The organism is Blastomonas sp. AAP53, from assembly GCF_000331245.1.
Lineage (GTDB): Bacteria > Pseudomonadota > Alphaproteobacteria > Sphingomonadales > Sphingomonadaceae > Blastomonas.
On the sequence record NZ_ANFZ01000006.1, the window covers coordinates 472,395 to 493,377 of the forward strand.

Genomic DNA, 20,983 nt, shown 5'->3' on the forward strand with positions numbered 1-20,983 from the left:
GAGCGCGGCGCGGACTATCCCACAGATAGTAAAAGAACGAAGGTAGGAAAAAATGGCCAAGGCTAAATTTGAGCGGACCAAGCCGCACTGCAATATCGGTACCATCGGTCACGTTGACCATGGCAAGACCACGCTGACCGCAGCCATCACCAAGGTGCTGGCTGAAACCGGTGGCGCGACCTTCACCGACTATGCCAACATCGATAAGGCTCCCGAAGAGCGCGAGCGCGGCATCACCATTTCGACCGCACACGTCGAATATGAAACCGAAGCACGCCACTATGCGCACGTCGACTGCCCCGGCCACGCTGACTATGTGAAGAACATGATCACCGGTGCTGCGCAGATGGACGGCGCGATCCTGGTGGTGAACGCTGCTGACGGCCCGATGCCCCAGACCCGCGAGCACATCCTGCTTGCTCGTCAGGTCGGCGTGCCGGCTCTGGTCGTATACATGAACAAGGTTGACCAGGTCGACGACGAAGAAATCCTCGAGCTGGTTGAACTGGAAGTGCGCGAGCTGCTGAGCTCGTACGACTTCCCGGGCGACGACATTCCCATCGTCAAGGGTTCGGCTCTGGCCGCTCTCGAAGGCCGTGACGACAATATCGGCAAGGAATCGATCTACGCCCTGATGAAGGCCGTTGACGACTACATCCCGCAGCCTGCTCGCCCCGTCGACAAGCCGTTCCTGATGCCCGTCGAAGACGTGTTCTCGATCTCGGGTCGTGGTACGGTTGTGACCGGTCGCGTTGAAACCGGCATCGTCAAGGTTGGTGAAGAAGTCGAAATCGTCGGCCTCAAGGATACCCGCAAGACCGTCGTCACCGGCGTTGAAATGTTCCGCAAGCTGCTCGACCAGGGCATGGCTGGCGACAACATCGGCGCACTGGTTCGCGGCGTGGCTCGTGAAGACGTTGAGCGTGGTCAGGTTCTCTGCAAGCCCGGTTCGGTTACGCCGCACACCGAGTTCAACGCAGAAGTCTACGTCCTGTCGAAGGACGAAGGCGGCCGTCACACGCCGTTCTTTGCCAACTATCGTCCGCAGTTCTACTTCCGCACCACCGACGTGACCGGTGAAGTTGTTCTGCCCGAGGGCACCGAAATGGTGATGCCTGGCGACAACGTGACGATCGGCGTCAAGCTGATCGCTCCGATCGCGATGGATCCGGGTCTGCGCTTCGCAATTCGCGAAGGTGGCCGGACTGTCGGTTCGGGGGTTGTCAGCACGATCTCCAAGTAATATAGGGCCATCTCCCGGACGGATTTGATTCGTTCGGGAGATGGCAGTTTTTCAATAGGCCGCCCCGGCGTTGGGTTCGAAAGAGCCAACGGGTTTCTGGGGCGGTTTGTTTTTCGCTCTTTCGCATCGGTAAAGTGGTAATGGAAACGCAGAATATCCGTATTCGCCTCAAGGCATTTGATCATCGCGTGCTTGATCAGGCAACCGGCGACATCGCCGACACAGCCCGTCGCACCGGCGCTCTCATTCGTGGTCCCATTCCGCTGCCGACGCGCATCGAGAAGTTCACCGTGAACCGCGGCCCGCATGTCGACAAGAAGTCGCGCGAGCAGTTCGAGGTGCGCACCTACAAGCGTTTGCTGGATATTGTTCAGCCGACCCCGGCCACCGTCGATGCTCTGATGAAGCTCGAGCTGGCCGCAGGCGTCAACGTCGAGATCAAGCTGGCCTGATGCCAGCCGGCGCCGGGCAGGGCCTGGCGCTTCCATCCACTGGATGGGAACTACAAGGGATACCGCGCAGCAATGCTGCGGCACTGGTCCCCCGTCTTTTTCGATGCCCCTTGATGGGGATGCGGAAAAAGCCAACCCGGACGGGGTGATCATCAAATTTCGGGTTGGCCCTCAAGGTTCGCAGAACTTTGGGGGTTTTCGTTTGGATACGCCCGCAGGCAATTGTGCATGTGGGCCTCTATTGGGAGAAAGATCATGCGCACTGGCGTGATCGCAAAGAAAGTCGGGATGACCCGCCTGTTCCAGGACGATGGTCGGCACGTGCCGGTTACCGTTCTGTCGCTGGAAGATTGCCAGGTGGTTTCGGTCAAGAACCAGGATCGTGACGGATACGTCGCTGTTCAGCTGGGTGCCGGAGCTGCCAAGCCCAAGAACGTCAACAAGCCGCAGCGCGAGCATTTTGCCAAGGCAGAAGTCGCTCCCAAGATGCTGATGGCCGAGTTCCGCGTCGCTGACGATGCGATCCTCGATGTCGGCGCCACCATTTCGGCCAACCACTTCGTTGCCGGCCAGCTGGTCGACATCACCGGTCACACCCAGGGTAAGGGTTTTGCCGGTGCCATGAAGCGTTGGGGCTTCGGGGGTATGCGCGCATCGCATGGTGTGTCGATCTCACACCGTGCGCATGGTTCGACGGGTCAGCGCCAGGATCCGGGCAAGGTTTTCAAGAACAAGAAGATGGCCGGCCACATGGGCGACCGTCAGCGCACGCAGCAGAACCTCGAAGTCGTCCGCACCGATGAGGCGCGCGGTCTGATTTTCGTCAAGGGTTCGGTCCCCGGTTCCAAGGGTGGCTGGCTGATGGTTCGTGATGCCGTCAAGGTTGATCGTCACGCTGACGCTCCGTATCCCGCCGCCATCCGCTCTGCAGCGGGTACCAATGACAATGCTCCTGCCGATACGCCTGCTGAAGACGTCGCGGTGGTTGAAGCAACCGACGGCCAGGAGGGTTAATCAGCCATGAAGCTCAAGGTCCAAACCCTCGACGCAACCGCCAGCGGCGACATCGAACTGAACGATGACGTCTTCGGTGTCGCGCCGCGTGCAGACATTCTGCACCGTGTCGTCACCTGGCAGCTCGAAAATCGTCGCGGCACTGCCCGCGGCGCTCGCGAGCGTAGCGATGTTGCCCGTACCGGCAAGAAGTTCGGTCGCCAGAAGGGCGGCGGTACCGCTCGTCACGGCGATCGTCGTGCCCCGATCTTCATCGGCGGTGGTAAGGCTCACGGTCCTCGCGTCCGTGACTTCAATCCTTCGCTGAACAAGAAGGTCCGTGCGCTCGGCCTGAAGATGGCTCTGTCGTCCAAGGTCGCCAGCGAAAGCCTGATCGTGGTCGACACGTTCGACATCACCGAAGCCAAGACCAAGACTCTGCTGGCACAGCTCGGCAAGCTCGGTCTGGGCAAGAAGGCGCTGTTCATCGATGGCGATGCCGTGAACGACAATTTCAAGAAGGCTTCGGCCAACCTGATCGGTCTGAACGTGCTGCCCGCCGTTGGTGCCAACGTCTATGACATCCTGAAACACGATACGCTGGTGCTGACCCGCGCCGCTGTTGAAAAGCTGGAGGCACGGTTCAATGGCTAAAAATTCCGACACCATCGATACCCGTCATTATGACGTGATCGTGGCTCCGCACATCACCGAGAAGTCGACGCTGCTGAGCGAGAACAACGCGGTGGTTTTCAAGGTCACGCAGGACGCGACCAAGCCGCAGATCAAGGCTGCCGTCGAGGCGCTGTTCGATGTCAAGGTGATCGGGGTGAACACCCTGGTCCAGAAGGGCAAGACCAAGCGTTGGAAGGGCCGTCCCTACACCCGCAACGACATCAAGAAAGCCGTTGTTCGTCTGGCCGAAGGCCAGTCGATCGACGTCACCACCGGCGTCTGAGCGCGGTTCGTAGCTGACAGGATAGAGATATGGCACTCAAATCATATAATCCGACAAGCCCGGGCCGTCGTGGTCTGATTCTTGTCGATCGCAGCGACCTGTACAAGGGCGGCCCCGTCAAGGCGCTGACCGAAGGCAAGCGCAAGACCGGTGGCCGCAACAACAAGGGTCACGTGACCTCGCGCGGCATCGCCGGTGGTCACAAGCAGCGTTATCGCATCGTCGACTTCAAGCGTCGCAAGATGGACGTTGCTGGCACCGTGGAGCGGATCGAATACGATCCCAACCGCACCGCCTTCATCGCGCTGATCAAGTACGAAGACGGCGAAGTCGCGTACATCCTGGCCCCGCAGCGTCTTGCTGTCGGCGATCAGGTGATCGCCAGCGAGAAGACCGACGTGAAGCCGGGCAACGCCATGAAGCTGGCACAGATGCCGGTCGGCACCATCATCCACAACGTGGAGATGAAGCCGGGCAAGGGCGGTCAGATCGCACGTTCGGCTGGCACCTACGCGCAGGTCGTCGGTCGTGACCGCGGCATGGTGATGGTCCGTCTGAACTCGGGCGAACAGCGTTACATCCCCGGCGCCTGCATGGGCACGGTGGGCGCAGTGTCGAACCCCGACAACAGCAACCAGAACTTCGCCAAGGCTGGTCGCAAGCGCTGGATGGGCCGTCGTCCGCTGACGCGCGGTGTCGCCAAGAACCCGGTCGATCACCCGCATGGTGGTGGTGAAGGCCGCACCTCTGGTGGCCGTCATCCGGTTACGCCGTGGGGCAAGCCGACCAAGGGCATGCGCACCCGCAAGAACAAGTCGACTGACAAGATGATCATCCGGTCACGTCACGCGAAGAAGAAGAGGTAAGTCATGGCTCGCTCAATCAAAAAGGGGCCGTTCTTCGACCTGTATCTGCTGAAGAAGGCAGAAACGGCGCAGGACGCTGGCGGCCGTGCTCCGATCAAGACGTGGTCGCGTCGTTCGACGATCCTGCCGCAGTTCGTCGGCCTGACGTTCAACGTCTACAACGGTCACAAGTTCATCCCGGTTTCGGTCAACGAAGACATGGTGGGTCACAAGCTGGGCGAATTCGCTCCGACCCGCACCTTCCCTGGCCACGCTGCTGACAAGAAGGGCAAGCGCTAATGGGCAAGGCAAAATCTCCGCGTCGCGTTGGTGACAATGAGGCTCTGGCTGTCGGCACGACCATCCGTGGTTCTGCGCAGAAGCTGGGTCTGGTTGCTGCCCTGATCCGTGGCAAGAAGGCTGAAGAAGCCATGAACATCCTGGCCTTCTCCAAGAAGGGCATGGCTGTTGATGCGCGCAAGGTTCTGGCATCTGCGATTGCGAATGCCGAAAACAACCACAATCTCGATGTAGACGCGCTGGTCGTGGCTGAAGCGAGTGTTGGCAAGGCGATCACGATGAAGCGTTTCATGACGCGCGCTCGTGGCCGTTCCAGCCGCATCCTGAAGCCGTTCAGCCGCTTGCGCATCGTTGTGCGCGAACAAGAGGAAGCGTAAGTCATGGGTCAGAAGAGCAATCCGATCGGCCTGCGCCTGCAGATCAACCGCACTTGGGACAGCCGCTGGTACGCCGAAGGGCGCGACTATGCAAAGATGCTCAAGGAAGACATCGAGCTGCGCAAGTTCATCATGAAGACGATGCCCCAGGCAGCGATCTCCAAGGTGGTCATCGAGCGTCCCGCACGTCTGTGCCGCGTCTCCATCTATGCTGCACGTCCTGGCGTGATCATCGGTAAGAAGGGTGCGGACATCGAGAAGCTTCGCAAGAAGCTGGAATCGATGATCGACGGCGGCGAAGTGAAGCTGAACATCGTTGAAATCCGCAAGCCGGAAATCGATGCCAAGCTCGTTGCGCAGGGCATTGCCGATCAGCTGATCCGCCGCGTGGCTTTCCGTCGTGCGATGAAGCGCGCCGTGCAGTCCGCGCTGCGTCTGGGTGCCGAAGGCATCAAGATCACCTGCGGCGGTCGTCTGGGTGGTGCAGAAATCGCGCGTACCGAATGGTACCGTGAAGGCCGCGTGCCGCTGCACACTCTGCGCGCCAATGTCGACTATGCCGATGCCGAAGCGCTGACCGCGTACGGCATCATCGGCATCAAGTGCTGGATCTTCAAGGGCGAAATCCTTGGTCACGATCCGATGGCGCAGGACCGGCTGATGATGGAAGCGCAGACTTCCGGCGTCCGTCCGGCCCGCTGAGCCCAGAACAGACAGACAAGGTAGAGCATCATGCTGCAACCGAAGAAAATGAAGTTCCGCAAGGCTTTCAAGGGCCGTATCAGCGGGAATGCGCCGGGCGGAACCACGCTGAATTTCGGATCTTATGGCCTGAAGGCCATGGAGCCCGAGCGGATCACCGCGCGTCAGATCGAAGCTGCCCGTCGTGCCATCACGCGTCACATCAAGCGTCAGGGACGTTTGTGGATCCGCGTGTTCCCCGACGTGCCCGTGACCAAGAAGCCTGCCGAAGTTCGTCAGGGCAAGGGCAAGGGTTCGGTGGAATACTGGGCCGCTCGCGTCAAGCCAGGCCGCATCCTGTTCGAACTGGATGGCGTTCCCGGCCCGATTGCCGCAGTGGCATTCGAGCGCGCAGCCATGAAGCTGCCGATCAAGACCAAGGTTGTGGCCCGCCTCGGCGATACGTCGCACCTGGGAGGTGAGTGATGACCAAGATTGTTGAAGACCTGCGCACCAAGACCGACGACCAGCTTTCGAGCGAACTCGGCGCGCTGAAGAAGGAAGCGTTCAACCTGCGCTTCCAGGCTGCGACCAACCAGCTGGAGCGCCCCGCGCGTGTCCGCGAAGTGCGTCGCAACATTGCCCGCATCAAGACGTTGCAGAGCGAGCGCGCAAGCGCCGCCGCTGCCAAGTAAGGAGGCCGATATGCCGAAACGAGTTCTGACCGGAACGGTGGTCTCCGACAAGGGCGACAAGACCGTTGTCGTGAATGTCGAGCGCAAGGTGAAGCACCCGTTGTACGGGAAGATCATCCGTCGTTCGAAGAAGTATCACGCGCACGACGAGACCAACAGCTTCAAGGAAGGCGAAACCGTCCGCATCGAAGAGACGGCGCCGATTTCGAAGCTGAAGACCTGGAAGGTGCTGGATCGGGTGAACACCCACAAGGCGCCTGAGGCTTCGACCGAAGCGTAATTCAATCAGGAACTGCCGGACTGGTTCCGGCAAGCCAGACAAGAAGGAAACGGATCCATGATCCAGATGCAATCCAATCTTGATGTTGCAGACAACAGTGGCGCCAAGCGCGTCCAGTGCATCAAGGTTCTCGGCGGATCGAAGCGTCGCTTCGCCGGCGTGGGCGACATCATCGTCGTCTCCGTCAAGGAAGCTGCCCCTCGCGGCCGCGTGAAGAAGGGCGACGTTCACCGCGCCGTCATCGTGCGTACCGCCAAGGACGTCCGTCGCTCCGACGGCACCGTGATCCGCTTCGACAGCAATGCTGCCGTCCTGGTCAACAAGAACGACGAGCCCATCGGCACGCGTATCTTTGGCCCGGTGGTTCGTGAACTTCGTGCGCGCAAGCACATGAAGATCATCTCGCTGGCTCCGGAGGTGCTGTAACCATGGCTGCTGCAAAGATCAAAAAGGGTGACAACGTTGTTGTCCTGTCCGGCAAGGACAAGGGCCGCACCGGTACCGTCGCCAAGGTGATGCCGAAGGACGACAAGGTCCTGGTTTCTGGCCTGAACGTGATGACCCGTCATCGCAAGCCGACGCAGGCGAATCCTCAGGGCGGTCTCGACCGCGTTGAAGCTCCGCTGCACATTTCGAAGGTCGCTGTTGCCGACCCGAAGACCGGCGCACCTACGCGCGTCCGCTTTGAAACGGTCGACGGCAAGAAGGTCCGCGTGGCTGTAAAGTCCGGGGAGAAAATCGATGGCTGATAAGTACGTGCCCCGCATGCGTCAGCGTTATGACGACGTCGTGGTGAAGGCGATGCAGGAAAAGTTCGGTTACACGAACCCTATGCAGATCCCGAAGCTCGAGAAGATCACCATCAACATGGGTGTCGGCGAAGGCAGCCAGGACAAGAAGAAGGTGACCACTGCCGCTGCCGAAATGGAACTGATCGCTGGCCAGAAGCCCGTGATCACCAAGGCACGCAAGTCCATCGCACAGTTCAAGCTGCGCGAAGGCATGCCGATCGGCTGCAAGGTGACGCTGCGCAAGGAGCGTATGTTCGAATTTCTCGATCGTCTGGTGACGATCGCGATGCCGCGCATTCGCGATTTCCGTGGCCTGAACCCGAAGAGCTTTGACGGACGCGGCAACTATGCCATGGGCCTGAAAGAGCAGATCATTTTCCCCGAAATCAGCTACGACCAGATCGACGCTGTTCGCGGAATGGACATCATTGTGACCACGACGGCCAAGACGGACGATGAAGCGCGCGAACTGCTGCGCCTCTTCGGCTTCCCGTTCCCGATCGAGGAAACCCAGGAACAGGCGGCGGCTTAAAAGCCCTCCGTCTCGCAATAGAAAGGCGAGAACTTAAGTCATGGCGAAACTGAGTTCCATCAACAAGAACGAACGTCGCAAGAAGATGGTCAAGCAGTATGCTGGCCGTTATGCGCGGCTCCGTGCGAAGGCAGAAGATACCAATCTTGACGAAACCGAGCGTCTGATCGCCCGGCTCAAGATGGCCGAGCTGCCCCGCAACGCAAACCCCACGCGCGTGCGCAACCGGTGCAACACCACTGGTCGTCCCCGTGCTTATTACCGCAAGTTCGGGCTCTGCCGTATCGAGCTGCGTGATCTGGCCAACAAGGGCCTGATCCCCGGCGTTACGAAGTCCAGCTGGTAAGGATTTGAAGATATGGCAATGACCGATCCTCTGGGCGATATGCTCACCCGCATCCGTAATGGCCAGCAGGCCAAGAAGGACAGCGTGATGTCGCCGGCATCGAACCTGCGCGCTCGCGTGCTCGACGTTCTGCAGCGTGAAGGCTATATCCGCGGATATACCGAAGAGCTGCTGGGCCGTCACAAGGGCCTGCGCATCGAGCTCAAGTATTTCGAGGGCCAGCCTGCGATCAAGCATGTTGCTCGCGTGTCCAAGCCTGGCCGCCGCGTCTATTCGGGTTCGAAGGAACTTCCGATTGTGCGCAACGGCCTTGGCATCACCATCGTATCCACCCCCCGCGGTGTTCTGTCCGACGCTGAAGCGCGCGAACAGAATGTTGGCGGCGAGGTGCTGGCGGAGGTATTCTGATATGAGCCGCATTGGTAAAAAGCCTGTGGCAATTCCCGCAGGCGTCACCGCGTCGATGGCCAATGGTGTTCTCACCATGAAGGGCCCCAAGGGCGAACTGACCATGCAGACCGTGCCCGACATCACCTATGAACTGGGTGATGATCAGGTTTCGGTAAAGCCGGCCAACGGCACCCGCCGTGCCCGCGCTTTCTGGGGCATGCAGCGTACGCTGGTCCAGAACCTGGTTGTTGGTGTGACCGAAGGTTTCACCAAGACGCTGAACATTACCGGCGTCGGCTATCGTGCCAACGTGCAGGGCAGCAACCTCAAGCTGCAGCTCGGCTACAGCCATGACGTCGATTTCGCCATTCCGGACGGCATCGACATCAAGACCCCGGATCAGACGACGATCCACATTTCGGGCAGCGACCGCCAGAAGGTTGGTCAAGTTGCCGCTGAAATTCGTCGCTGGCGCAAGCCGGAGCCCTACAAGGGCAAGGGTATCAAATATGCGGGCGAGTTTATCTTCCGCAAGGAAGGGAAGAAGAAGTAAGCCATGGCGAAGCTCTCTTTATTCGATCGTCGCCGTCAGCGCGTCCGCAGCTCGCTGCGGGCCCGTGCAGGCGGACGTCCCCGTCTTTCGGTGCACCGCACCGGCAAGCACATCTATGCACAGATCATCGACGACGCAGCCGGCAAGACGCTGGCTTCGGCTTCGACCCTGGTCAAGGGCAGCAAGGCATCAGGTGCTACCGTTGCCGACGCCATCGCCGTTGGCAAGCAGATCGCCGAGGCTGGCAAGCAGGCGGGTGTGACCACCGTTGTGTTCGACCGTGGCGGTTTCATTTTTCATGGCCGGGTCAAGGCCCTGGCTGATGCCGCACGCGAAGGCGGACTGGAGTTTTAATGATGGCCGATGAAGTGACAAGCTCGGAAGCTGCCGACAACCAGAGCCCCGAACAGGGAGCTCAGCCTGCCCAGCAGGAACGTCAGGGCCGTGGTGGTCGTGGTCGTGGCCGTGGCGGCAACGAACGTGGCGGCAATGATCGCGGTGGCCGTGGCCGTCGTGATGACCGTAACAAGCGCGACGAAGATCAGGGCGAAGAGCTGATCGAGAAGCTGGTGCACATCAACCGTGTGTCGAAGACCGTCAAGGGCGGTAAGCGTTTCGGTTTTGCTGCACTGGTCGTGGTTGGTGATGGCCAGGGTCGCGCCGGTTTCGGCCATGGCAAGGCACGCGAAGTGCCTGAGGCGATCAGCAAGGCAACCGCTGCTGCCAAGAAGAAGATGATCCGCGTTCCGCTCAAGGAAGGCCGCACGCTTCACCATGACGGCACCGGCCATTTCGGTGCGGGCAAGGTTACGCTGCGCAGCGCACCGCAGGGTACCGGCATCATCGCCGGTGGTCCGATGCGCGCTGTGTTCGAAAGCCTGGGCGTGGCGGACGTTGTGACCAAGTCCAACGGCACGTCGAACCCCTATAACATGATCCGCGCGACCTTCGAGGCGCTCGGCGAACAGACCAGCCCCAAGTCGGTGGCAGCACGTCGTGGCAAGAAGATTGCAGACCTGCTGGGCCGTGGTGGTGCCAGTGCTGTTGTCGCCGAGGCTGAAGCCGCTGCGATTACGGAGTAAAGCGACATGGCAACCATCAAGCTGAAGCAGACCGGATCGCCGATCCGTCGTCCTGAATCCCAGCGCAAGGTCCTGATCGGCCTTGGACTGAACAAGATGAACCGCGTTGTGGAACACACGGACACGCCCGAAATTCGTGGCATGCTCCAGAAGGTCCGCCACATGGTGACGGTGATCGACTGACAGAAATATTCTCTCCCCGTTGGGGGTGAGGGTTAGGGGAGGGGCTTGCGTTATCGCGCGCCCCTCTCTACTGCGTCCAGCCACTGACCTGGCAGGACGGTGCACCGCTCCTTCATCCGGGGCGGTTTTATTTGGCGCGAACAAAGCGAAAGCGAGTGCAACTCATGAAGCTCAATGAAATCAAGGACAATGAAGGCGCCCGCAAAGGCCGTATGCGCGTTGGACGCGGCATCGGTTCGGGCAAGGGCAAGACCGCCGGTCGCGGCCAGAAGGGCCAGACCAGCCGCTCGGGCGTCTCGATCGCCGGATTTGAAGGCGGCCAGATGCCGCTCCACATGCGCATCCCGAAGCGCGGCTTCAACAATCCGTTCGGCAAGGATTATGACATCGTCAACCTGGGCATGATCCAGAAGTTCATCGATGCGGGCAAGCTGCCCACCGATGGCACTGTCGATCAGGCCGCTCTGCGCGCTGCCGGTCTATCGCGTGGCGGCAAGGACGGCGTTCGTCTGCTCGCCAAGGGCGAACTGACCGCGAAGGTCAGCTTTGCTGTTGCCGGTGCATCGAAGTCCGCTGTCGAAGCGATCGAAAAGGCAGGCGGCAAGGTGGACATCATTCTGCCGCGCCCCAAGTACGTGAAGCCGCCGTACGAAAAGAAAGCCTGACCGGATCAACCGGCTTGTCAAGCGCGCCCCGCCTCCCGATATGGTGAGCGCGGGGCGTCTTGCTTGAAGCGCCCCAAGCCGGTATCGCTGTGCATCGCCGTTATGGCTGAGAGCGCAGATACCGAGGCGCATTGACGAATTTTTCGGCCACGCGCCCTTGGAGCGCAAGTCTGGCCGCTTTTTGGGATACAGGGTTCATGGCATCACGGGCCGACAATCTGGCTAGCAATTTTAGCTTGGCGAAGTTCAGCCAGGCGACCGAACTGAAGAACCGCATCTGGTTCACGATCGGTGCGCTCATCATCTTCCGCATGCTCAGCTATGTGCCGCTGCCCGGCGTTGATCCCACGGCGCTTGCGGCGCTGTACGAGCAGACCAAGGGCGGTGTTCTCGATATCTTCAACACCTTCTCTGGTGGTTCGCTCGAGCGCATGAGCCTGATCGCGCTTGGCGTGATGCCGTACATCACCGCCTCGATCGTCGTGCAGCTGGCAGCGTCGCTGTCGCCGCAGCTCGCCGCGATCAAGAAGGAAGGCGAGTCGGGCCGCAAGAAGCTCAACCAGTACACGCGCTACGGCACGGTGTTCCTGACCGCCATGCAGGGCTATTTCATCGCGGTCGGTCTTGAATCCTATGCAGGCGCCAGCGGCATCCAGGCCGTGATCAATCCCGGTATCATGTTCCGCGTTGGCGCTGTCATCAGCCTTGTCGGCGGTACGATGTTCCTGATGTGGCTGGGTGAACAGATCACCGCGCGCGGCATCGGCAACGGTATCTCGCTCATCATCATGGCCGGTATTGTCGCGCAGATGCCCGTTTTCGTGGCACAGATGTTCGAAGGTGGTCGCACCGGTTCGATCTCGCCGTTCCTGATCGTCGGACTGATCGCCATGATCGTGCTGCTGGTGCTGCTCATCAGCTTCATGGAGCGTGCGCAGCGCCGGGTTCTCATCCAGTATCCCAAGCGCGCAACCCAGCGTGGCGTGATGCAGGCCGATCGCAGCCATCTGCCGCTCAAGATCAACACCGCAGGCGTCATCCCGCCGATCTTTGCCTCGTCGCTGCTGCTGATGCCGCTGACGATTTCGCAGTTCGCCGGCAGCTCGGCTGATCCGAACTCGACGACGGGCAGCCTGCTGGTGACGCTGAACCAGTATCTGGCGCACGGCCAGCCGCTGTACATGGCGCTTTATGCCGCGGGCATCATCTTCTTCTGCTTCTTCTACACCGCGGTGGTCTTCAACCCGGAAGAGACCGCAGAGAACCTCAAGAAGAATGGCGGCTTCATTCCCGGCATTCGCCCCGGCAAGAACACGGCGACCTATCTCGACTATGTGCTGACGCGCATCACGGTGGTTGGCGCGGCATACCTGACCTTCGTCTGCGTGTTGCCCGAATATGTGATTGCCCAGACGGGTATTCCGCTGTTCTTCCTGGGCGGGACCAGCCTGCTGATCGTCGTGAACGTGACCGTGGACACGATCACCCAGATTCAGAGCCACCTTCTGGCGCATCAATATGCCGATCTGATCAAGAAGGCGAAGTTGAAGGGGCGCTTGCGGTAATCGCAGCGTTCAGGAATAGGAAGGGCCGGGATCAACCGGCCCAATGGGGGATGGATTACCCATGAATATCATTCTTTTAGGCCCTCCGGGTGCCGGCAAAGGCACCCAGGCACAACGTCTGGTCGACGAACGCGGCATGAAGCAGCTGTCGACCGGCGACATGCTGCGGGCGGCGGTCAAGGCTGGTACGCCCATTGGCCTGAAGGCCAAGGCCGTGATGGAAGCAGGTGAGCTGGTATCGGACGAGATCGTTTCGGGTATCATCGGCGATGCGCTGGATGAGCTGCCGAGCGACACGGGCATCATTTTCGATGGCTATCCCCGGACGGCCGCCCAGGCAGAATCGCTCGATGAAATTCTCGAAGCGCGCGGTCGCAGTCTGCATCACGTGATCGAGCTCGAAGTGAACGAGGACGCTCTGGTCGATCGTATCACCGGGCGTTTCACCTGCGCCAATTGTGGTGAAGGCTATCACGACCGCTACAAGCTGCCCGCCAAGGAAGGCGTGTGCAACAAGTGCGGATCGACCGAGTTCAAGCGTCGGCCCGACGATAACGAGGAAACCGTGCGCACGCGCATGGCCGAGTATCGCGCCAAGACCGCCCCGATCCTGCCGATCTACGAAGCACGCAACATCGTATCGCGCGTCGATGGCATGGCCAGCATGGATGCGGTCGCGACTGCAATCACCGGCGTCCTCGACGCCTGACAGAGCACCTTTCCCTTCCTGCATGCGGGAGGGGTGAGGCTCGGTCGCTGCTGCTTGTCCCGACAGACTTGCGGGACCACCCGATCGCGGGCATGAACCGGCAACACCACCGGGGACCATTCACCATGCGCACTGCTCTTGCCGTTCTGGCTCTCGCTACTTTCATCAATGTACCCGCGCATGCCGAAGTCACGGCCCAGTCTGACACCGGTTTTGCCGTGCAGCACAGCGTAACGGTGTCGACCGATCCCGAGGCGACCTTCGCCATGTTGCGGACGCCTGCCAAATGGTGGGACAAGGACCACACCTGGACCGGCAGTGCCGAGAACCTGTATATGGATGCGCAGGCGGGCGGCTGTTTTTGCGAGCTGATCCCGAACGAGGCGACCACTGAAAGCGGTGCACCGCAGCGGACCTTGCGCGGCAGCGTGCAGCACATGCAGATCGTGTATGTCGATCCGGGCAACAGGCTGCGTCTGTCGGGCGCGCTGGGGCCGTTGCAGGCCGAAGCCGTGACCGGCACGATGACGATCAGCCTCAAGCCGATCAAGGGCGGCACCCGTCTGACCTTCGAATATGTGGTTGGCGGATATATGCGGATTCCGATGAGCGAGGCTGCCCCCAATGTGGATGCGGTGATCGGCGCGCAGGCCTCGCGCCTTGCGATGGCGCTCGGTCCCTTGGTGGGCGCTGGCGATGCACCGGCAGAGCCCGCTGACACGCCTGATACAGCATCGAACGAGGGGCTGGATGCAGCAGCGGCAGCACCGGCAGACAGCACCAGTGTTGCCGATCTGGTGACCGATCTTGCCCCTGATGAAGCAGTATCGGTTGGTGCTGCGAGCGACGCAGATGATCCGGACGTTGCAGAGCCGGCGGCTGCAAAGCCCAAACCTGCCAAGCCGGCAGCGCGGCCCGCGACGCGCCCTGCGCCCGAGAAGGAAAGCACCGACAACGGTCGCTGATCGCCAGACCTGGGCGAGGCAGGGGCGCAGCACCTGTGATCTTCCGACGCTGCGGCCAGCAGTGTTCTGTCAGCCTTGCCTGGTGTCGTTCCGGGCGTTTGTGCTGCCCATCCTCGAGTGCTGATTAGCACTATCGCCATGCTCAATATGCGGTAGAGTTCGCCCAGAATGCAGGCGAATCAGGAGAATTCGCTGTGTTCGGCCCGGGTCGCGCAGTTTGCAGCATCACCTCAAAGGGGGCACCCATGGCCGTATCCGATCACGTAGACCTGCCGACCTTCATGGAAGGCGTGAAAAAACGCAACCCGCACCAGCCGGAATTTGTCCAGGCCGTGCAGGAGGTTGCCGAAGACATATTCGACTTCATGGCCGACAAGGAGCAGTATCACTCGCAGCAGATCCTGCGGCGGATTGCCGAGCCTGATCGGGTCGTGTCGTTCCGCGTCTGCTGGGAGGATGACAACGGCAACATTCGCGTGCAGCGCGGCTGGCGCGTGCAGAACAACAACGCCATCGGCCCCTACAAGGGCGGCATCCGTTTTCACCCCTCGGTGACGGAATCGGTGCTGAAGTTCCTGGCGTTCGAACAGACCTTCAAGAACGCATTGACCGGCCTGCCGATGGGCGGCGGCAAGGGCGGATCGAATTTCAACCCCAAGGGCAAGAGCGTGCGCGAGATCATGCGCTTCTGCCAGAGCTTCATGACCGAATTGTACCGCCATATCGGAGCGGATGTCGATGTGCCTGCGGGCGATATCGGTGTGGGCGGCCGCGAGATCGGATACATGTTCGGCCAGTACAAGCGCATCACCAACCAGTTCACCGGGGTGCTCACCGGCAAGGGGCTGGAATGGGGCGGGTCGCTGATCCGCACCGAAGCCACCGGCTATGGTGCCGTCTACTTCCTCGCCAACATGCTGGCGCACAAGGGCCAGGACCTAGTCGGCAAGACCGCTGTCATCTCCGGGTCGGGCAATGTCGCCACGCACGCGGCGGAAAAGATCGTCCAGATGGGCGGCAAGGTGCTCACCCTGTCCGATTCGGGTGGCTTCATTCATGATCCTGACGGCATCACCCAGGACAAGATCAACTGGGTGAAGGAACACAAGACCCACCGTCGCGGTCGCATCGAGGAATATGTCGAGGAGTTCAAGAACGCGACGTTCCACGCGGGCAAGACCCCCTGGGGCGTGCCGTGCGATGTCGCATTGCCCTGCGCGACGCAGAACGAACTGCTGGGCGAGGATGCCAAGGCGCTGGTGGCCAATGGCTGCATCGCGGTGTCCGAAGGCGCGAACATGCCAACCGACCTGGACGGCGTTCACATCTTCAAGAACGCCAAGATCCTCTACGCCCCCGGCAAGGCCTCGAACGCTGGCGGAGTGGCCGTCTCCGGGCTCGAGATGAGCCAGAATTCGGAACGGCGCGCCTGGAAGGAAGACGAGCTGCAACAGATGCTCAAGGACATCATGCAGGGCATCCACAGCAGCTGCCTGACCTATGGTGACCAGGGCGGCGGCTATGTCGATTATGTGAAGGGCGCCAACATCGCGGGCTTCAAGAAGGTCGCTGATGCCATGCTCGCCTTTGGTGTAGTCTGACGAAATGACGGGGCCGGCGAGCAGGACGAACTGCTCGCCGCAACCCTGTTGCATTGTCCGCGCGGCCTGCTAACGGGCGCGGCGATGTCCCGGTCTTCACGCACACCAAGAGCAGACCGGGAACCGATTGATATCGGCTGGGTTGAGTGCGTCGATCTGCCCGATCTGGGCCTTGCGAACATCAAGGCCAAGATTGACACTGGTGCTGCCACCTCATCCATCCATGCAACGCGGGTCAACCCGCTGATGATCGACGGCAAGCTCGTCGTCGAATTCTGGTTCCGCGCACATCGCGGGGAGGCGGCGCGTAAGTACCGTGCGCCTGGCGTGGAACAGCGCCGGGTCAAAAGCTCCAACGGTGCGATCGAACTACGCTATGTCATAGAAACGACGATGATGCTTGGTACCATGCGCTGGAAGGGGCACATGACCTTGGCCAACCGCAACACCATGAATTTCCCCCTATTGATCGGCCGCCGGGCCTTGAGACGCGGTTTCCGTGTCGATTGCACGCGCAAATGGGTGCTGGGCCTGCCCGAGGAAACCGACCGATGAAGACCATCCCATGAAAATCGCGATGCTGGCGCGCAACCCCAATCTCTACTCGCACCAGCGGCTGTGCGAGGCCGCCCGTGAGCGCGGGCATGAGATTGACATTCTCAACACGCTGCGGGTGACGATGAACATCACCTCGCACCGCCCCGGCGCGCAATATCATGGCGAGCCGATCGGCGGCTATGATGCAGTCATTCCGCGCATCGGTGCATCGATCACGCAATATGGCCTTGCCGTGGTGCGCCAGTTCGAGATGATGGGCGTGTGGTCGCTGAACGAGAGCGTTGCCATCGGCCGTTCCCGCGACAAGCTGCGTTCGATGCAGATATTCGCCAAGCATGGCCTGGGCCTGCCGGTCACCGCCTTTGCGCACGATCCTCGCCAGACCGACGAGGTGTTGAAGATCGTCGGCGGCGCACCCGTTGTCATCAAGCTGCTCGAGGGCACGCAGGGCATCGGTGTCGTGCTGGGCGAGACCGAAAAGTCGGCCAAGTCGGTGATCGAGGCGTTTCGCGGCGCGAACGTGAACATCTTGGTGCAGGAGTTCATCAAGGAGGCTGACGGCAGCGATATCCGCATTTTCGTGATTGGCGGCAAGGTCGTCGCCTCGATGATGCGCACCGGGGCCAAGGGCGACTTCCGCTCAAACCTGCACCGCGGCGGTAGCGCCAAGGCGATCAAGATCACTCCGGAAGAGCGCTCGACGGCCGTCCGCGCCGCCAAGGTGATGGGATTGAATGTCGCGGGCGTCGATATCCTGCGCTCCAATCACGGCCCGGTGATCATGGAAGTGAACAGCTCGCCGGGGCTGGAAGGCATCGAGAACGCAACCGGCAAGAACATCGCCGGGATGATCATCGATTTCATCGAAGGCAACTTCAAGGCCGGCGCGACCAAGACCAAGGGCAAGGGCTGACCCGGAGCGAACCGGGTCAGGGGGCGCTCAGCCGAGCATGCGCGCTCCCAGCAGCAGCAACAGCTTTACGTCGATGCCGCTGCCCTGCGCGCGCTTGTCGGCGATGAAGGCCTCCAGATCAGCCAGGGGGACGATGTGGACGGTGATATTCTCATCCTCCACCCCGCCGCCTGCATGCACGCGCGTTAGATCGTGCGCGCGCATCAGGTGGAACGATTCGCTTACCATGCCGGGCGATGAGTAGAACTGGCCGAGGTTTTCCATCCGCCCGGCGCGAAACCCGGTTTCCTCTTCCAGTTCGCGCACGGCGGCCAGTTCGGGGGCTTCGTCGGTGCTATCATCGCCGATCAGCCCTGCCGGCAGTTCGATACAGGTTCGGCCCAGCGGAACGCGATACTGTTCCACCAGCACCACCGCGCCTTCGTGCACTGCCAGGATCACCGCCGCGCTGATGCCCCGGCTGCGCGAGACATATTCCCACTTGCCGCGCGTCTTGGCGGTGATGAACCGTCCCTGCCAGACGATTTCTTCGGGTTCGGTCATGGGAGTTTCCTGTCGTCCGGCGTGCGCTGGGCAGGCGGGCCTTAAAGCTCGATCAGCCGGTCGGGTAGCTCGTTGGGATTGTCGCCGGTCTTGGGGAAATGCTCTGCCAGCACCTTGCCGACATCGCGCACGGCAGCCGCCATGCCTTCGCCGGCACGACCTGCCTTCAACTCGACGATCATGTCCGCCATTGCCTCTCCCCAGACCTCTGGCGACACCTTGGCAGCAATCGCGCTATCGGCGACGATTTCCGCGCGGTGTTCCGCCATCGACAGGTAGATCAGCACGCCGGTGAGGCCCATGGTGCGCTTTTCCGCGCTGACCTTGAACAGGCTGATCGCGCGGGCCCGCACGCGCGATCGCTTGATCGCGGCAGGGGTCAGCGCCAGCCTGAGCGGTTTCCACCCCACGATGAGGTGCACCGCGCCAAACTTGGCTGCGAGCGCCAGCATGATGATCGTCAGGTATTCGCCCGGCGTATATTCATGCACCCAACCGCCGGTGAAGATGGACAGCAAGCCTTCGAACCATTGGGGGAAAACCGCCATGCAGGCCAGTGCCAGGAAGATCGCGGCAACCGCCCAGTAGATCGGCGTCTCGCGGTAATCATCGGATTGACCGGAAATGACAGTGACGATTTCGCCATCGGTATGCTGCTCTGCCAACGCCACGGCGTCGGTGACGATGCAATGCTCGTCGGCGGTTACGGTTTCGACCTTGCTCATATCCGTATCACCATCCGCCCGAAGAGCCGCCACCGCCGAAGCTGCCGCCACCACCGCCAAAACCGCCGCCACCAAAGCCGCCTCCGCCGCCGAAGCCGCCGCCGCCACGGTCGTTGTTGTTCATCGCCGATCCGATCGCGATGCCCCAGGTGATGATGTCGCCTGCATCAAGCCCGCCCTTGCGATAGCGCTTGCCTTTGCCGGCGCTGGCCACAGCGGGGATGATGAAGAAGAACAGGATGATCAGTCCCCAGAAGATGAACAGGCCAATGCCGCCGCCGCTCTTGCTGGACCGCGCGCCTTTTTCGATCTGGCTGGCATAGGCGCGGGCTTCCTCATCGGGCAAGGTCAGCTGGCTGACGATCGCGTCCGTTCCTGCTGCGATGCCGCCCGGAAAATCCTTGTCGCGAAACCGCGGCAGGATATCCTGCTGGATGATCTGGCTGGTGAGCGCATCGGTCAGGATGCCTTCGAGGCCATAGCCGACCTCGATGCGGACCTTGCGATCGTTGGGTGCGACGATCAGCAACGTGCCGTTGTCCTTTTCAGCCGCGCCATTTTCAGCTTGGCCTATGCCCCAGGCGCGGCCCAGCTGATAGCCGTATTCCTCGATCTCATAGCCTTGCAGATCGGGCAGGGTGGCAACCACCAGCTGGCGGCTCGACTGCTTTTCCAGCGCCTCGAGCTTCGCCGTCAGCGCCGCTTCCTGCGCGGGATCGAGCAGGTTGGCATTGTCGACCACACGGCCTGTCAGCTTGGGGAAAGTCTGGGCGAACGCAGCTGGGCCTTGCACTGCTGTCATCAACAGCAGTGCAAGCGCCAGCCTGCGCCAGATTGGCCCGAAGGCGATGCGAAGAATCACGAGCCGAAATCGACCTTGGGAGCCTCCTCGGCGCCTTGGGTGGTGGCCTTGAACGGAACCAGCGGCTTGGCACCGTGGATCAGCTTTGCGCCGATCGCATCAGGGAAGGTGCGGATCGTGGTATTATACTGGCGCACCGCCTCGTTGTAATCGCGGCGAGATACCGAAATGCGATTTTCGGTGCCCTCAAGCTGGCTCATCAATATGGTGAACCGCTCCTGGCTCTGCAGCTCGGGATAGGCTTCCACCACCGTGCGCAACTGGCCCAAGGCCTGGGTCAGCTGGTTCTGCGCCTGGCTGAATTTCTCGAAGGTTGCCGGATCGGACAGATCGTCGGTGGTGATGTTGATCGCGGTGGCATTGGCCCGCGCCTGTGTCACCTGGGTGAGAATCTTCTCTTCGGACGCAGCCCCAGCCTTCACCGTCGAGACGAGATTGGGCACCAGATCGGCGCGCCGCTGGTACTGGTTTTCGACGTCCGCCCATTTCGCCTTGGCATTTTCCTCGGCAGTCGGGACGGAGTTGATGCCGCATGCGCTGAGCGAGAGCGCAGCCAGCGCCAAAAGGCCATAACGGGTAATACGCATAGTCAAAAAATCCCTCCGGTTGATAACGCGCGACCGTTATATCGTGTTAATACGGCAAGTCTGCAAGGCCATGTTTTACATGCCCCTTCCGCAAAGCGCTCGACATCGCCACATCAGTTGGGATTATAGGGCGATATCGTGACAGCAAAAGGGGAAACACGTGTTCGCAGAGTTCAAGGCGTTCATTGCACGCGGCAATGTGCTCGATCTGGCGGTGGCGGTGATCATCGGTGCAGCCTTCGCCACCATCACCACATCGCTGACGCAAGACATCATCATGCCAGTGGTTGGCGCTATTTTTGGCGGGGCCGATTTCTCCAGCTATTTCATCATGCTCGGCCCGGTGCCTGAAGGCTATGCCGGATCGCTCGACAATTATGCCGAGCTCAAGGAAGCTGGCGTCGCGCTGTTTGGCTACGGCCAGTTCGTGACGGTGGTGATCAACTTCCTGATCCTGGCATTCATCATTTTCCTGATCATGCGCAGCGCCAACAAGATGTTCAAAAAGGAAGAGGAAGCCCCCGCGGCGCCGACCGGACCGAACGAGGTCGATCTGCTGATCGAAATCCGCGACCTGCTGAAGAAATGA

33 protein-coding genes are annotated in these 20,983 nt (G+C 60.9%); 29 read left to right on the forward strand and 4 right to left on the reverse strand.

The genetic code is table 11. The features are described 5' to 3' along the window. The first annotated feature begins 52 nt into the window (after positions 1-52). The 28 genes from tuf (at position 53) to rimK (ending at position 17,677) form a co-directional block, all read left to right on the forward strand. The gene (gene tuf, locus D618_RS0105230; protein ID WP_017670442.1) at positions 53-1,243 is read left to right on the forward strand and encodes an elongation factor Tu; all 1,191 of its coding nucleotides are present in this window, start codon (positions 53-55) and stop codon (positions 1,241-1,243) included. 140 nt (positions 1,244-1,383) lie between these two features. Then, a complete protein-coding gene (gene rpsJ, locus D618_RS0105235) occupies positions 1,384-1,695 on the forward strand; it encodes a 30S ribosomal protein S10 (protein ID WP_017670443.1) in 312 nt (103 codons plus the stop codon). Between the two features lie 255 nt (positions 1,696-1,950). Beyond that, positions 1,951-2,709, forward strand: coding sequence for a 50S ribosomal protein L3 (rplC, locus tag D618_RS0105240; protein ID WP_017670444.1), 759 nt, complete (start codon positions 1,951-1,953; stop codon positions 2,707-2,709). 6 nt (positions 2,710-2,715) lie between these two features. After that, complete coding sequence (gene rplD, locus D618_RS0105245) at positions 2,716-3,342, forward strand: 50S ribosomal protein L4 (RefSeq protein ID WP_017670445.1); 627 nt, start codon at positions 2,716-2,718, stop codon at positions 3,340-3,342. After that, positions 3,335-3,646 (forward strand): 50S ribosomal protein L23, encoded by a 312-nt coding sequence (locus D618_RS0105250; RefSeq protein ID WP_017670446.1) that lies wholly within the window; start codon positions 3,335-3,337, stop codon positions 3,644-3,646. The genes rplD and D618_RS0105250 overlap by 8 nt, the downstream gene beginning before the upstream one ends. A gap of 29 nt (positions 3,647-3,675) precedes the next feature. Further along, positions 3,676-4,512 carry a 50S ribosomal protein L2 gene (gene rplB / locus D618_RS0105255; protein ID WP_017670447.1) on the forward strand — a complete coding sequence of 279 codons (837 nt, stop codon included), beginning with the start codon at positions 3,676-3,678 and terminating at the stop codon, positions 4,510-4,512. Positions 4,513-4,515: 3 nt separating this feature from the next. Beyond that, positions 4,516-4,791, forward strand: a complete 276-nt coding sequence (gene rpsS, locus D618_RS0105260; RefSeq protein ID WP_017670448.1) for a 30S ribosomal protein S19 — start codon at positions 4,516-4,518, stop codon at positions 4,789-4,791. After that, positions 4,791-5,168, forward strand: coding sequence for a 50S ribosomal protein L22 (gene rplV / locus D618_RS0105265; RefSeq protein ID WP_017670449.1), 378 nt, complete (start codon positions 4,791-4,793; stop codon positions 5,166-5,168). The genes rpsS and rplV overlap by 1 nt, the downstream gene beginning before the upstream one ends. Positions 5,169-5,171: 3 nt before the next feature. After that, positions 5,172-5,870 (forward strand): 30S ribosomal protein S3, encoded by a 699-nt coding sequence (gene rpsC / locus D618_RS0105270; RefSeq protein ID WP_017670450.1) that lies wholly within the window; start codon positions 5,172-5,174, stop codon positions 5,868-5,870. 30 nt (positions 5,871-5,900) lie between these two features. After that, the gene (rplP, locus tag D618_RS0105275; protein WP_017670451.1) at positions 5,901-6,335 is read left to right on the forward strand and encodes a 50S ribosomal protein L16; all 435 of its coding nucleotides are present in this window, start codon (positions 5,901-5,903) and stop codon (positions 6,333-6,335) included. Then, positions 6,335-6,544 carry a 50S ribosomal protein L29 gene (gene rpmC, locus D618_RS0105280; protein ID WP_017670452.1) on the forward strand — a complete coding sequence of 70 codons (210 nt, stop codon included), beginning with the start codon at positions 6,335-6,337 and terminating at the stop codon, positions 6,542-6,544. Before rplP ends, rpmC begins: the two co-directional genes overlap by 1 nt. Before the next feature lie 10 nt (positions 6,545-6,554). Then, complete coding sequence (rpsQ, locus tag D618_RS0105285; protein WP_017670453.1) at positions 6,555-6,824, forward strand: 30S ribosomal protein S17; 270 nt, start codon at positions 6,555-6,557, stop codon at positions 6,822-6,824. Between the two features lie 57 nt (positions 6,825-6,881). Continuing rightward, positions 6,882-7,250, forward strand: coding sequence for a 50S ribosomal protein L14 (gene rplN / locus D618_RS0105290; RefSeq protein WP_017670454.1), 369 nt, complete (start codon positions 6,882-6,884; stop codon positions 7,248-7,250). Positions 7,251-7,252: 2 nt separating this feature from the next. After that, the gene (gene rplX / locus D618_RS0105295; protein ID WP_017670455.1) at positions 7,253-7,573 is read left to right on the forward strand and encodes a 50S ribosomal protein L24; all 321 of its coding nucleotides are present in this window, start codon (positions 7,253-7,255) and stop codon (positions 7,571-7,573) included. Then, positions 7,566-8,147, forward strand: coding sequence for a 50S ribosomal protein L5 (gene rplE / locus D618_RS0105300; protein WP_026091327.1), 582 nt, complete (start codon positions 7,566-7,568; stop codon positions 8,145-8,147). The genes rplX and rplE overlap by 8 nt, the downstream gene beginning before the upstream one ends. Positions 8,148-8,187: 40 nt before the next feature. Further along, positions 8,188-8,493: a 30S ribosomal protein S14 gene (rpsN, locus tag D618_RS0105305; protein ID WP_017670457.1), complete on the forward strand. Its 306-nt coding sequence runs from the start codon at positions 8,188-8,190 to the stop codon at positions 8,491-8,493. A 12-nt stretch (positions 8,494-8,505) separates the two neighbouring features. Continuing rightward, positions 8,506-8,901 (forward strand): 30S ribosomal protein S8, encoded by a 396-nt coding sequence (gene rpsH / locus D618_RS0105310; RefSeq protein WP_017670458.1) that lies wholly within the window; start codon positions 8,506-8,508, stop codon positions 8,899-8,901. Position 8,902: 1 nt separating this feature from the next. Further along, positions 8,903-9,436 carry a 50S ribosomal protein L6 gene (gene rplF, locus D618_RS0105315; RefSeq protein WP_017670459.1) on the forward strand — a complete coding sequence of 178 codons (534 nt, stop codon included), beginning with the start codon at positions 8,903-8,905 and terminating at the stop codon, positions 9,434-9,436. 3 nt (positions 9,437-9,439) lie between these two features. Then, on the forward strand, positions 9,440-9,790 hold the full coding sequence (rplR, locus tag D618_RS0105320; RefSeq protein ID WP_017670460.1) for a 50S ribosomal protein L18: 351 nt from the start codon (positions 9,440-9,442) through the stop codon (positions 9,788-9,790). A 2-nt stretch (positions 9,791-9,792) separates the two neighbouring features. Then, complete coding sequence (rpsE, locus tag D618_RS0105325) at positions 9,793-10,518, forward strand: 30S ribosomal protein S5 (protein WP_026091328.1); 726 nt, start codon at positions 9,793-9,795, stop codon at positions 10,516-10,518. 6 nt (positions 10,519-10,524) lie between these two features. Beyond that, the gene (gene rpmD, locus D618_RS0105330; RefSeq protein ID WP_017670462.1) at positions 10,525-10,701 is read left to right on the forward strand and encodes a 50S ribosomal protein L30; all 177 of its coding nucleotides are present in this window, start codon (positions 10,525-10,527) and stop codon (positions 10,699-10,701) included. Between the two features lie 164 nt (positions 10,702-10,865). Further along, positions 10,866-11,366: a 50S ribosomal protein L15 gene (gene rplO, locus D618_RS0105335; protein ID WP_017670463.1), complete on the forward strand. Its 501-nt coding sequence runs from the start codon at positions 10,866-10,868 to the stop codon at positions 11,364-11,366. Positions 11,367-11,563: 197 nt separating this feature from the next. Continuing rightward, positions 11,564-12,931: a preprotein translocase subunit SecY gene (gene secY / locus D618_RS0105340; protein WP_026091329.1), complete on the forward strand. Its 1,368-nt coding sequence runs from the start codon at positions 11,564-11,566 to the stop codon at positions 12,929-12,931. Positions 12,932-12,992: 61 nt separating this feature from the next. Continuing rightward, entirely contained in the window at positions 12,993-13,640 is a 648-nt protein-coding gene (locus D618_RS0105345) for an adenylate kinase (RefSeq protein WP_017670465.1), read from the forward strand. Positions 13,641-13,765: 125 nt separating this feature from the next. Beyond that, the gene (locus D618_RS17720) at positions 13,766-14,605 is read left to right on the forward strand and encodes a hypothetical protein (protein ID WP_017670466.1); all 840 of its coding nucleotides are present in this window, start codon (positions 13,766-13,768) and stop codon (positions 14,603-14,605) included. 245 nt (positions 14,606-14,850) lie between these two features. Beyond that, complete coding sequence (gdhA, locus tag D618_RS0105355; protein WP_017670467.1) at positions 14,851-16,206, forward strand: NADP-specific glutamate dehydrogenase; 1,356 nt, start codon at positions 14,851-14,853, stop codon at positions 16,204-16,206. Positions 16,207-16,290: 84 nt separating this feature from the next. Beyond that, positions 16,291-16,761, forward strand: a complete 471-nt coding sequence (locus D618_RS0105360) for a RimK/LysX family protein (protein ID WP_017670468.1) — start codon at positions 16,291-16,293, stop codon at positions 16,759-16,761. Between the two features lie 10 nt (positions 16,762-16,771). Further along, on the forward strand, positions 16,772-17,677 hold the full coding sequence (gene rimK / locus D618_RS0105365; RefSeq protein ID WP_017670469.1) for a 30S ribosomal protein S6--L-glutamate ligase: 906 nt from the start codon (positions 16,772-16,774) through the stop codon (positions 17,675-17,677). A gap of 27 nt (positions 17,678-17,704) precedes the next feature. Here rimK and D618_RS0105370 read toward each other — a convergent pair whose 3' ends face one another. From D618_RS0105370 to D618_RS0105385, 4 genes are read right to left on the reverse strand one after another with little or no spacing between them, the layout of a single operon-like run. Next, positions 17,705-18,220, reverse strand: a complete 516-nt coding sequence (locus tag D618_RS0105370) for an NUDIX hydrolase (protein ID WP_017670470.1) — start codon at positions 18,218-18,220, stop codon at positions 17,705-17,707. A 41-nt stretch (positions 18,221-18,261) separates the two neighbouring features. Further along, positions 18,262-18,945 (reverse strand): hypothetical protein, encoded by a 684-nt coding sequence (locus D618_RS0105375; protein ID WP_017670471.1) that lies wholly within the window; start codon positions 18,943-18,945, stop codon positions 18,262-18,264. Between the two features lie 7 nt (positions 18,946-18,952). Then, positions 18,953-19,747, reverse strand: coding sequence for a TPM domain-containing protein (locus D618_RS0105380; protein ID WP_152414536.1), 795 nt, complete (start codon positions 19,745-19,747; stop codon positions 18,953-18,955). Positions 19,748-19,803: 56 nt separating this feature from the next. After that, on the reverse strand, positions 19,804-20,394 hold the full coding sequence (locus D618_RS0105385; RefSeq protein ID WP_026091332.1) for a LemA family protein: 591 nt from the start codon (positions 20,392-20,394) through the stop codon (positions 19,804-19,806). Positions 20,395-20,554: 160 nt separating this feature from the next. On the opposite strand from D618_RS0105385, the gene mscL reads away from it, so the two are divergent. Next, positions 20,555-20,983 carry a large conductance mechanosensitive channel protein MscL gene (gene mscL, locus D618_RS0105390; protein WP_017670474.1) on the forward strand — a complete coding sequence of 143 codons (429 nt, stop codon included), beginning with the start codon at positions 20,555-20,557 and terminating at the stop codon, positions 20,981-20,983.

Excerpts from the sequence above, each read along its gene's own strand:
- tuf (WP_017670442.1), top strand. The coding sequence starts at position 53 with ATGGCCAAGGCTAAATTTGAGCGGACCAAGCCGCACTGCAATATCGGT.
- rpsJ (WP_017670443.1), top strand. The coding sequence starts at position 1,384 with ATGGAAACGCAGAATATCCGTATTCGCCTCAAGGCATTTGATCATCGC.
- rplC (WP_017670444.1), top strand. The coding sequence starts at position 1,951 with ATGCGCACTGGCGTGATCGCAAAGAAAGTCGGGATGACCCGCCTGTTC.
- rplD (WP_017670445.1), top strand. The coding sequence starts at position 2,716 with ATGAAGCTCAAGGTCCAAACCCTCGACGCAACCGCCAGCGGCGACATC.
- D618_RS0105250 (WP_017670446.1), top strand. The coding sequence starts at position 3,335 with ATGGCTAAAAATTCCGACACCATCGATACCCGTCATTATGACGTGATC.
- rplB (WP_017670447.1), top strand. The coding sequence starts at position 3,676 with ATGGCACTCAAATCATATAATCCGACAAGCCCGGGCCGTCGTGGTCTG.
- rpsS (WP_017670448.1), top strand. The coding sequence starts at position 4,516 with ATGGCTCGCTCAATCAAAAAGGGGCCGTTCTTCGACCTGTATCTGCTG.
- rplV (WP_017670449.1), top strand. The coding sequence starts at position 4,791 with ATGGGCAAGGCAAAATCTCCGCGTCGCGTTGGTGACAATGAGGCTCTG.
- rpsC (WP_017670450.1), top strand. The coding sequence starts at position 5,172 with ATGGGTCAGAAGAGCAATCCGATCGGCCTGCGCCTGCAGATCAACCGC.
- rplP (WP_017670451.1), top strand. The coding sequence starts at position 5,901 with ATGCTGCAACCGAAGAAAATGAAGTTCCGCAAGGCTTTCAAGGGCCGT.
- rpmC (WP_017670452.1), top strand. The coding sequence starts at position 6,335 with ATGACCAAGATTGTTGAAGACCTGCGCACCAAGACCGACGACCAGCTT.
- rpsQ (WP_017670453.1), top strand. The coding sequence starts at position 6,555 with ATGCCGAAACGAGTTCTGACCGGAACGGTGGTCTCCGACAAGGGCGAC.
- rplN (WP_017670454.1), top strand. The coding sequence starts at position 6,882 with ATGATCCAGATGCAATCCAATCTTGATGTTGCAGACAACAGTGGCGCC.
- rplX (WP_017670455.1), top strand. The coding sequence starts at position 7,253 with ATGGCTGCTGCAAAGATCAAAAAGGGTGACAACGTTGTTGTCCTGTCC.
- rplE (WP_026091327.1), top strand. The coding sequence starts at position 7,566 with ATGGCTGATAAGTACGTGCCCCGCATGCGTCAGCGTTATGACGACGTC.
- rpsN (WP_017670457.1), top strand. The coding sequence starts at position 8,188 with ATGGCGAAACTGAGTTCCATCAACAAGAACGAACGTCGCAAGAAGATG.
- rpsH (WP_017670458.1), top strand. The coding sequence starts at position 8,506 with ATGGCAATGACCGATCCTCTGGGCGATATGCTCACCCGCATCCGTAAT.
- rplF (WP_017670459.1), top strand. The coding sequence starts at position 8,903 with ATGAGCCGCATTGGTAAAAAGCCTGTGGCAATTCCCGCAGGCGTCACC.
- rplR (WP_017670460.1), top strand. The coding sequence starts at position 9,440 with ATGGCGAAGCTCTCTTTATTCGATCGTCGCCGTCAGCGCGTCCGCAGC.
- rpsE (WP_026091328.1), top strand. The coding sequence starts at position 9,793 with ATGGCCGATGAAGTGACAAGCTCGGAAGCTGCCGACAACCAGAGCCCC.
- rpmD (WP_017670462.1), top strand. The coding sequence starts at position 10,525 with ATGGCAACCATCAAGCTGAAGCAGACCGGATCGCCGATCCGTCGTCCT.
- rplO (WP_017670463.1), top strand. The coding sequence starts at position 10,866 with ATGAAGCTCAATGAAATCAAGGACAATGAAGGCGCCCGCAAAGGCCGT.
- secY (WP_026091329.1), top strand. The coding sequence starts at position 11,564 with ATGGCATCACGGGCCGACAATCTGGCTAGCAATTTTAGCTTGGCGAAG.
- D618_RS0105345 (WP_017670465.1), top strand. The coding sequence starts at position 12,993 with ATGAATATCATTCTTTTAGGCCCTCCGGGTGCCGGCAAAGGCACCCAG.
- D618_RS17720 (WP_017670466.1), top strand. The coding sequence starts at position 13,766 with ATGCGCACTGCTCTTGCCGTTCTGGCTCTCGCTACTTTCATCAATGTA.
- gdhA (WP_017670467.1), top strand. The coding sequence starts at position 14,851 with ATGGCCGTATCCGATCACGTAGACCTGCCGACCTTCATGGAAGGCGTG.
- D618_RS0105360 (WP_017670468.1), top strand. The coding sequence starts at position 16,291 with ATGTCCCGGTCTTCACGCACACCAAGAGCAGACCGGGAACCGATTGAT.
- rimK (WP_017670469.1), top strand. The coding sequence starts at position 16,772 with ATGAAAATCGCGATGCTGGCGCGCAACCCCAATCTCTACTCGCACCAG.
- D618_RS0105370 (WP_017670470.1), bottom strand. The coding sequence starts at position 18,220 with ATGACCGAACCCGAAGAAATCGTCTGGCAGGGACGGTTCATCACCGCC.
- D618_RS0105375 (WP_017670471.1), bottom strand. The coding sequence starts at position 18,945 with ATGAGCAAGGTCGAAACCGTAACCGCCGACGAGCATTGCATCGTCACC.
- D618_RS0105380 (WP_152414536.1), bottom strand. The coding sequence starts at position 19,747 with ATGACAGCAGTGCAAGGCCCAGCTGCGTTCGCCCAGACTTTCCCCAAG.
- D618_RS0105385 (WP_026091332.1), bottom strand. The coding sequence starts at position 20,394 with ATGCGTATTACCCGTTATGGCCTTTTGGCGCTGGCTGCGCTCTCGCTC.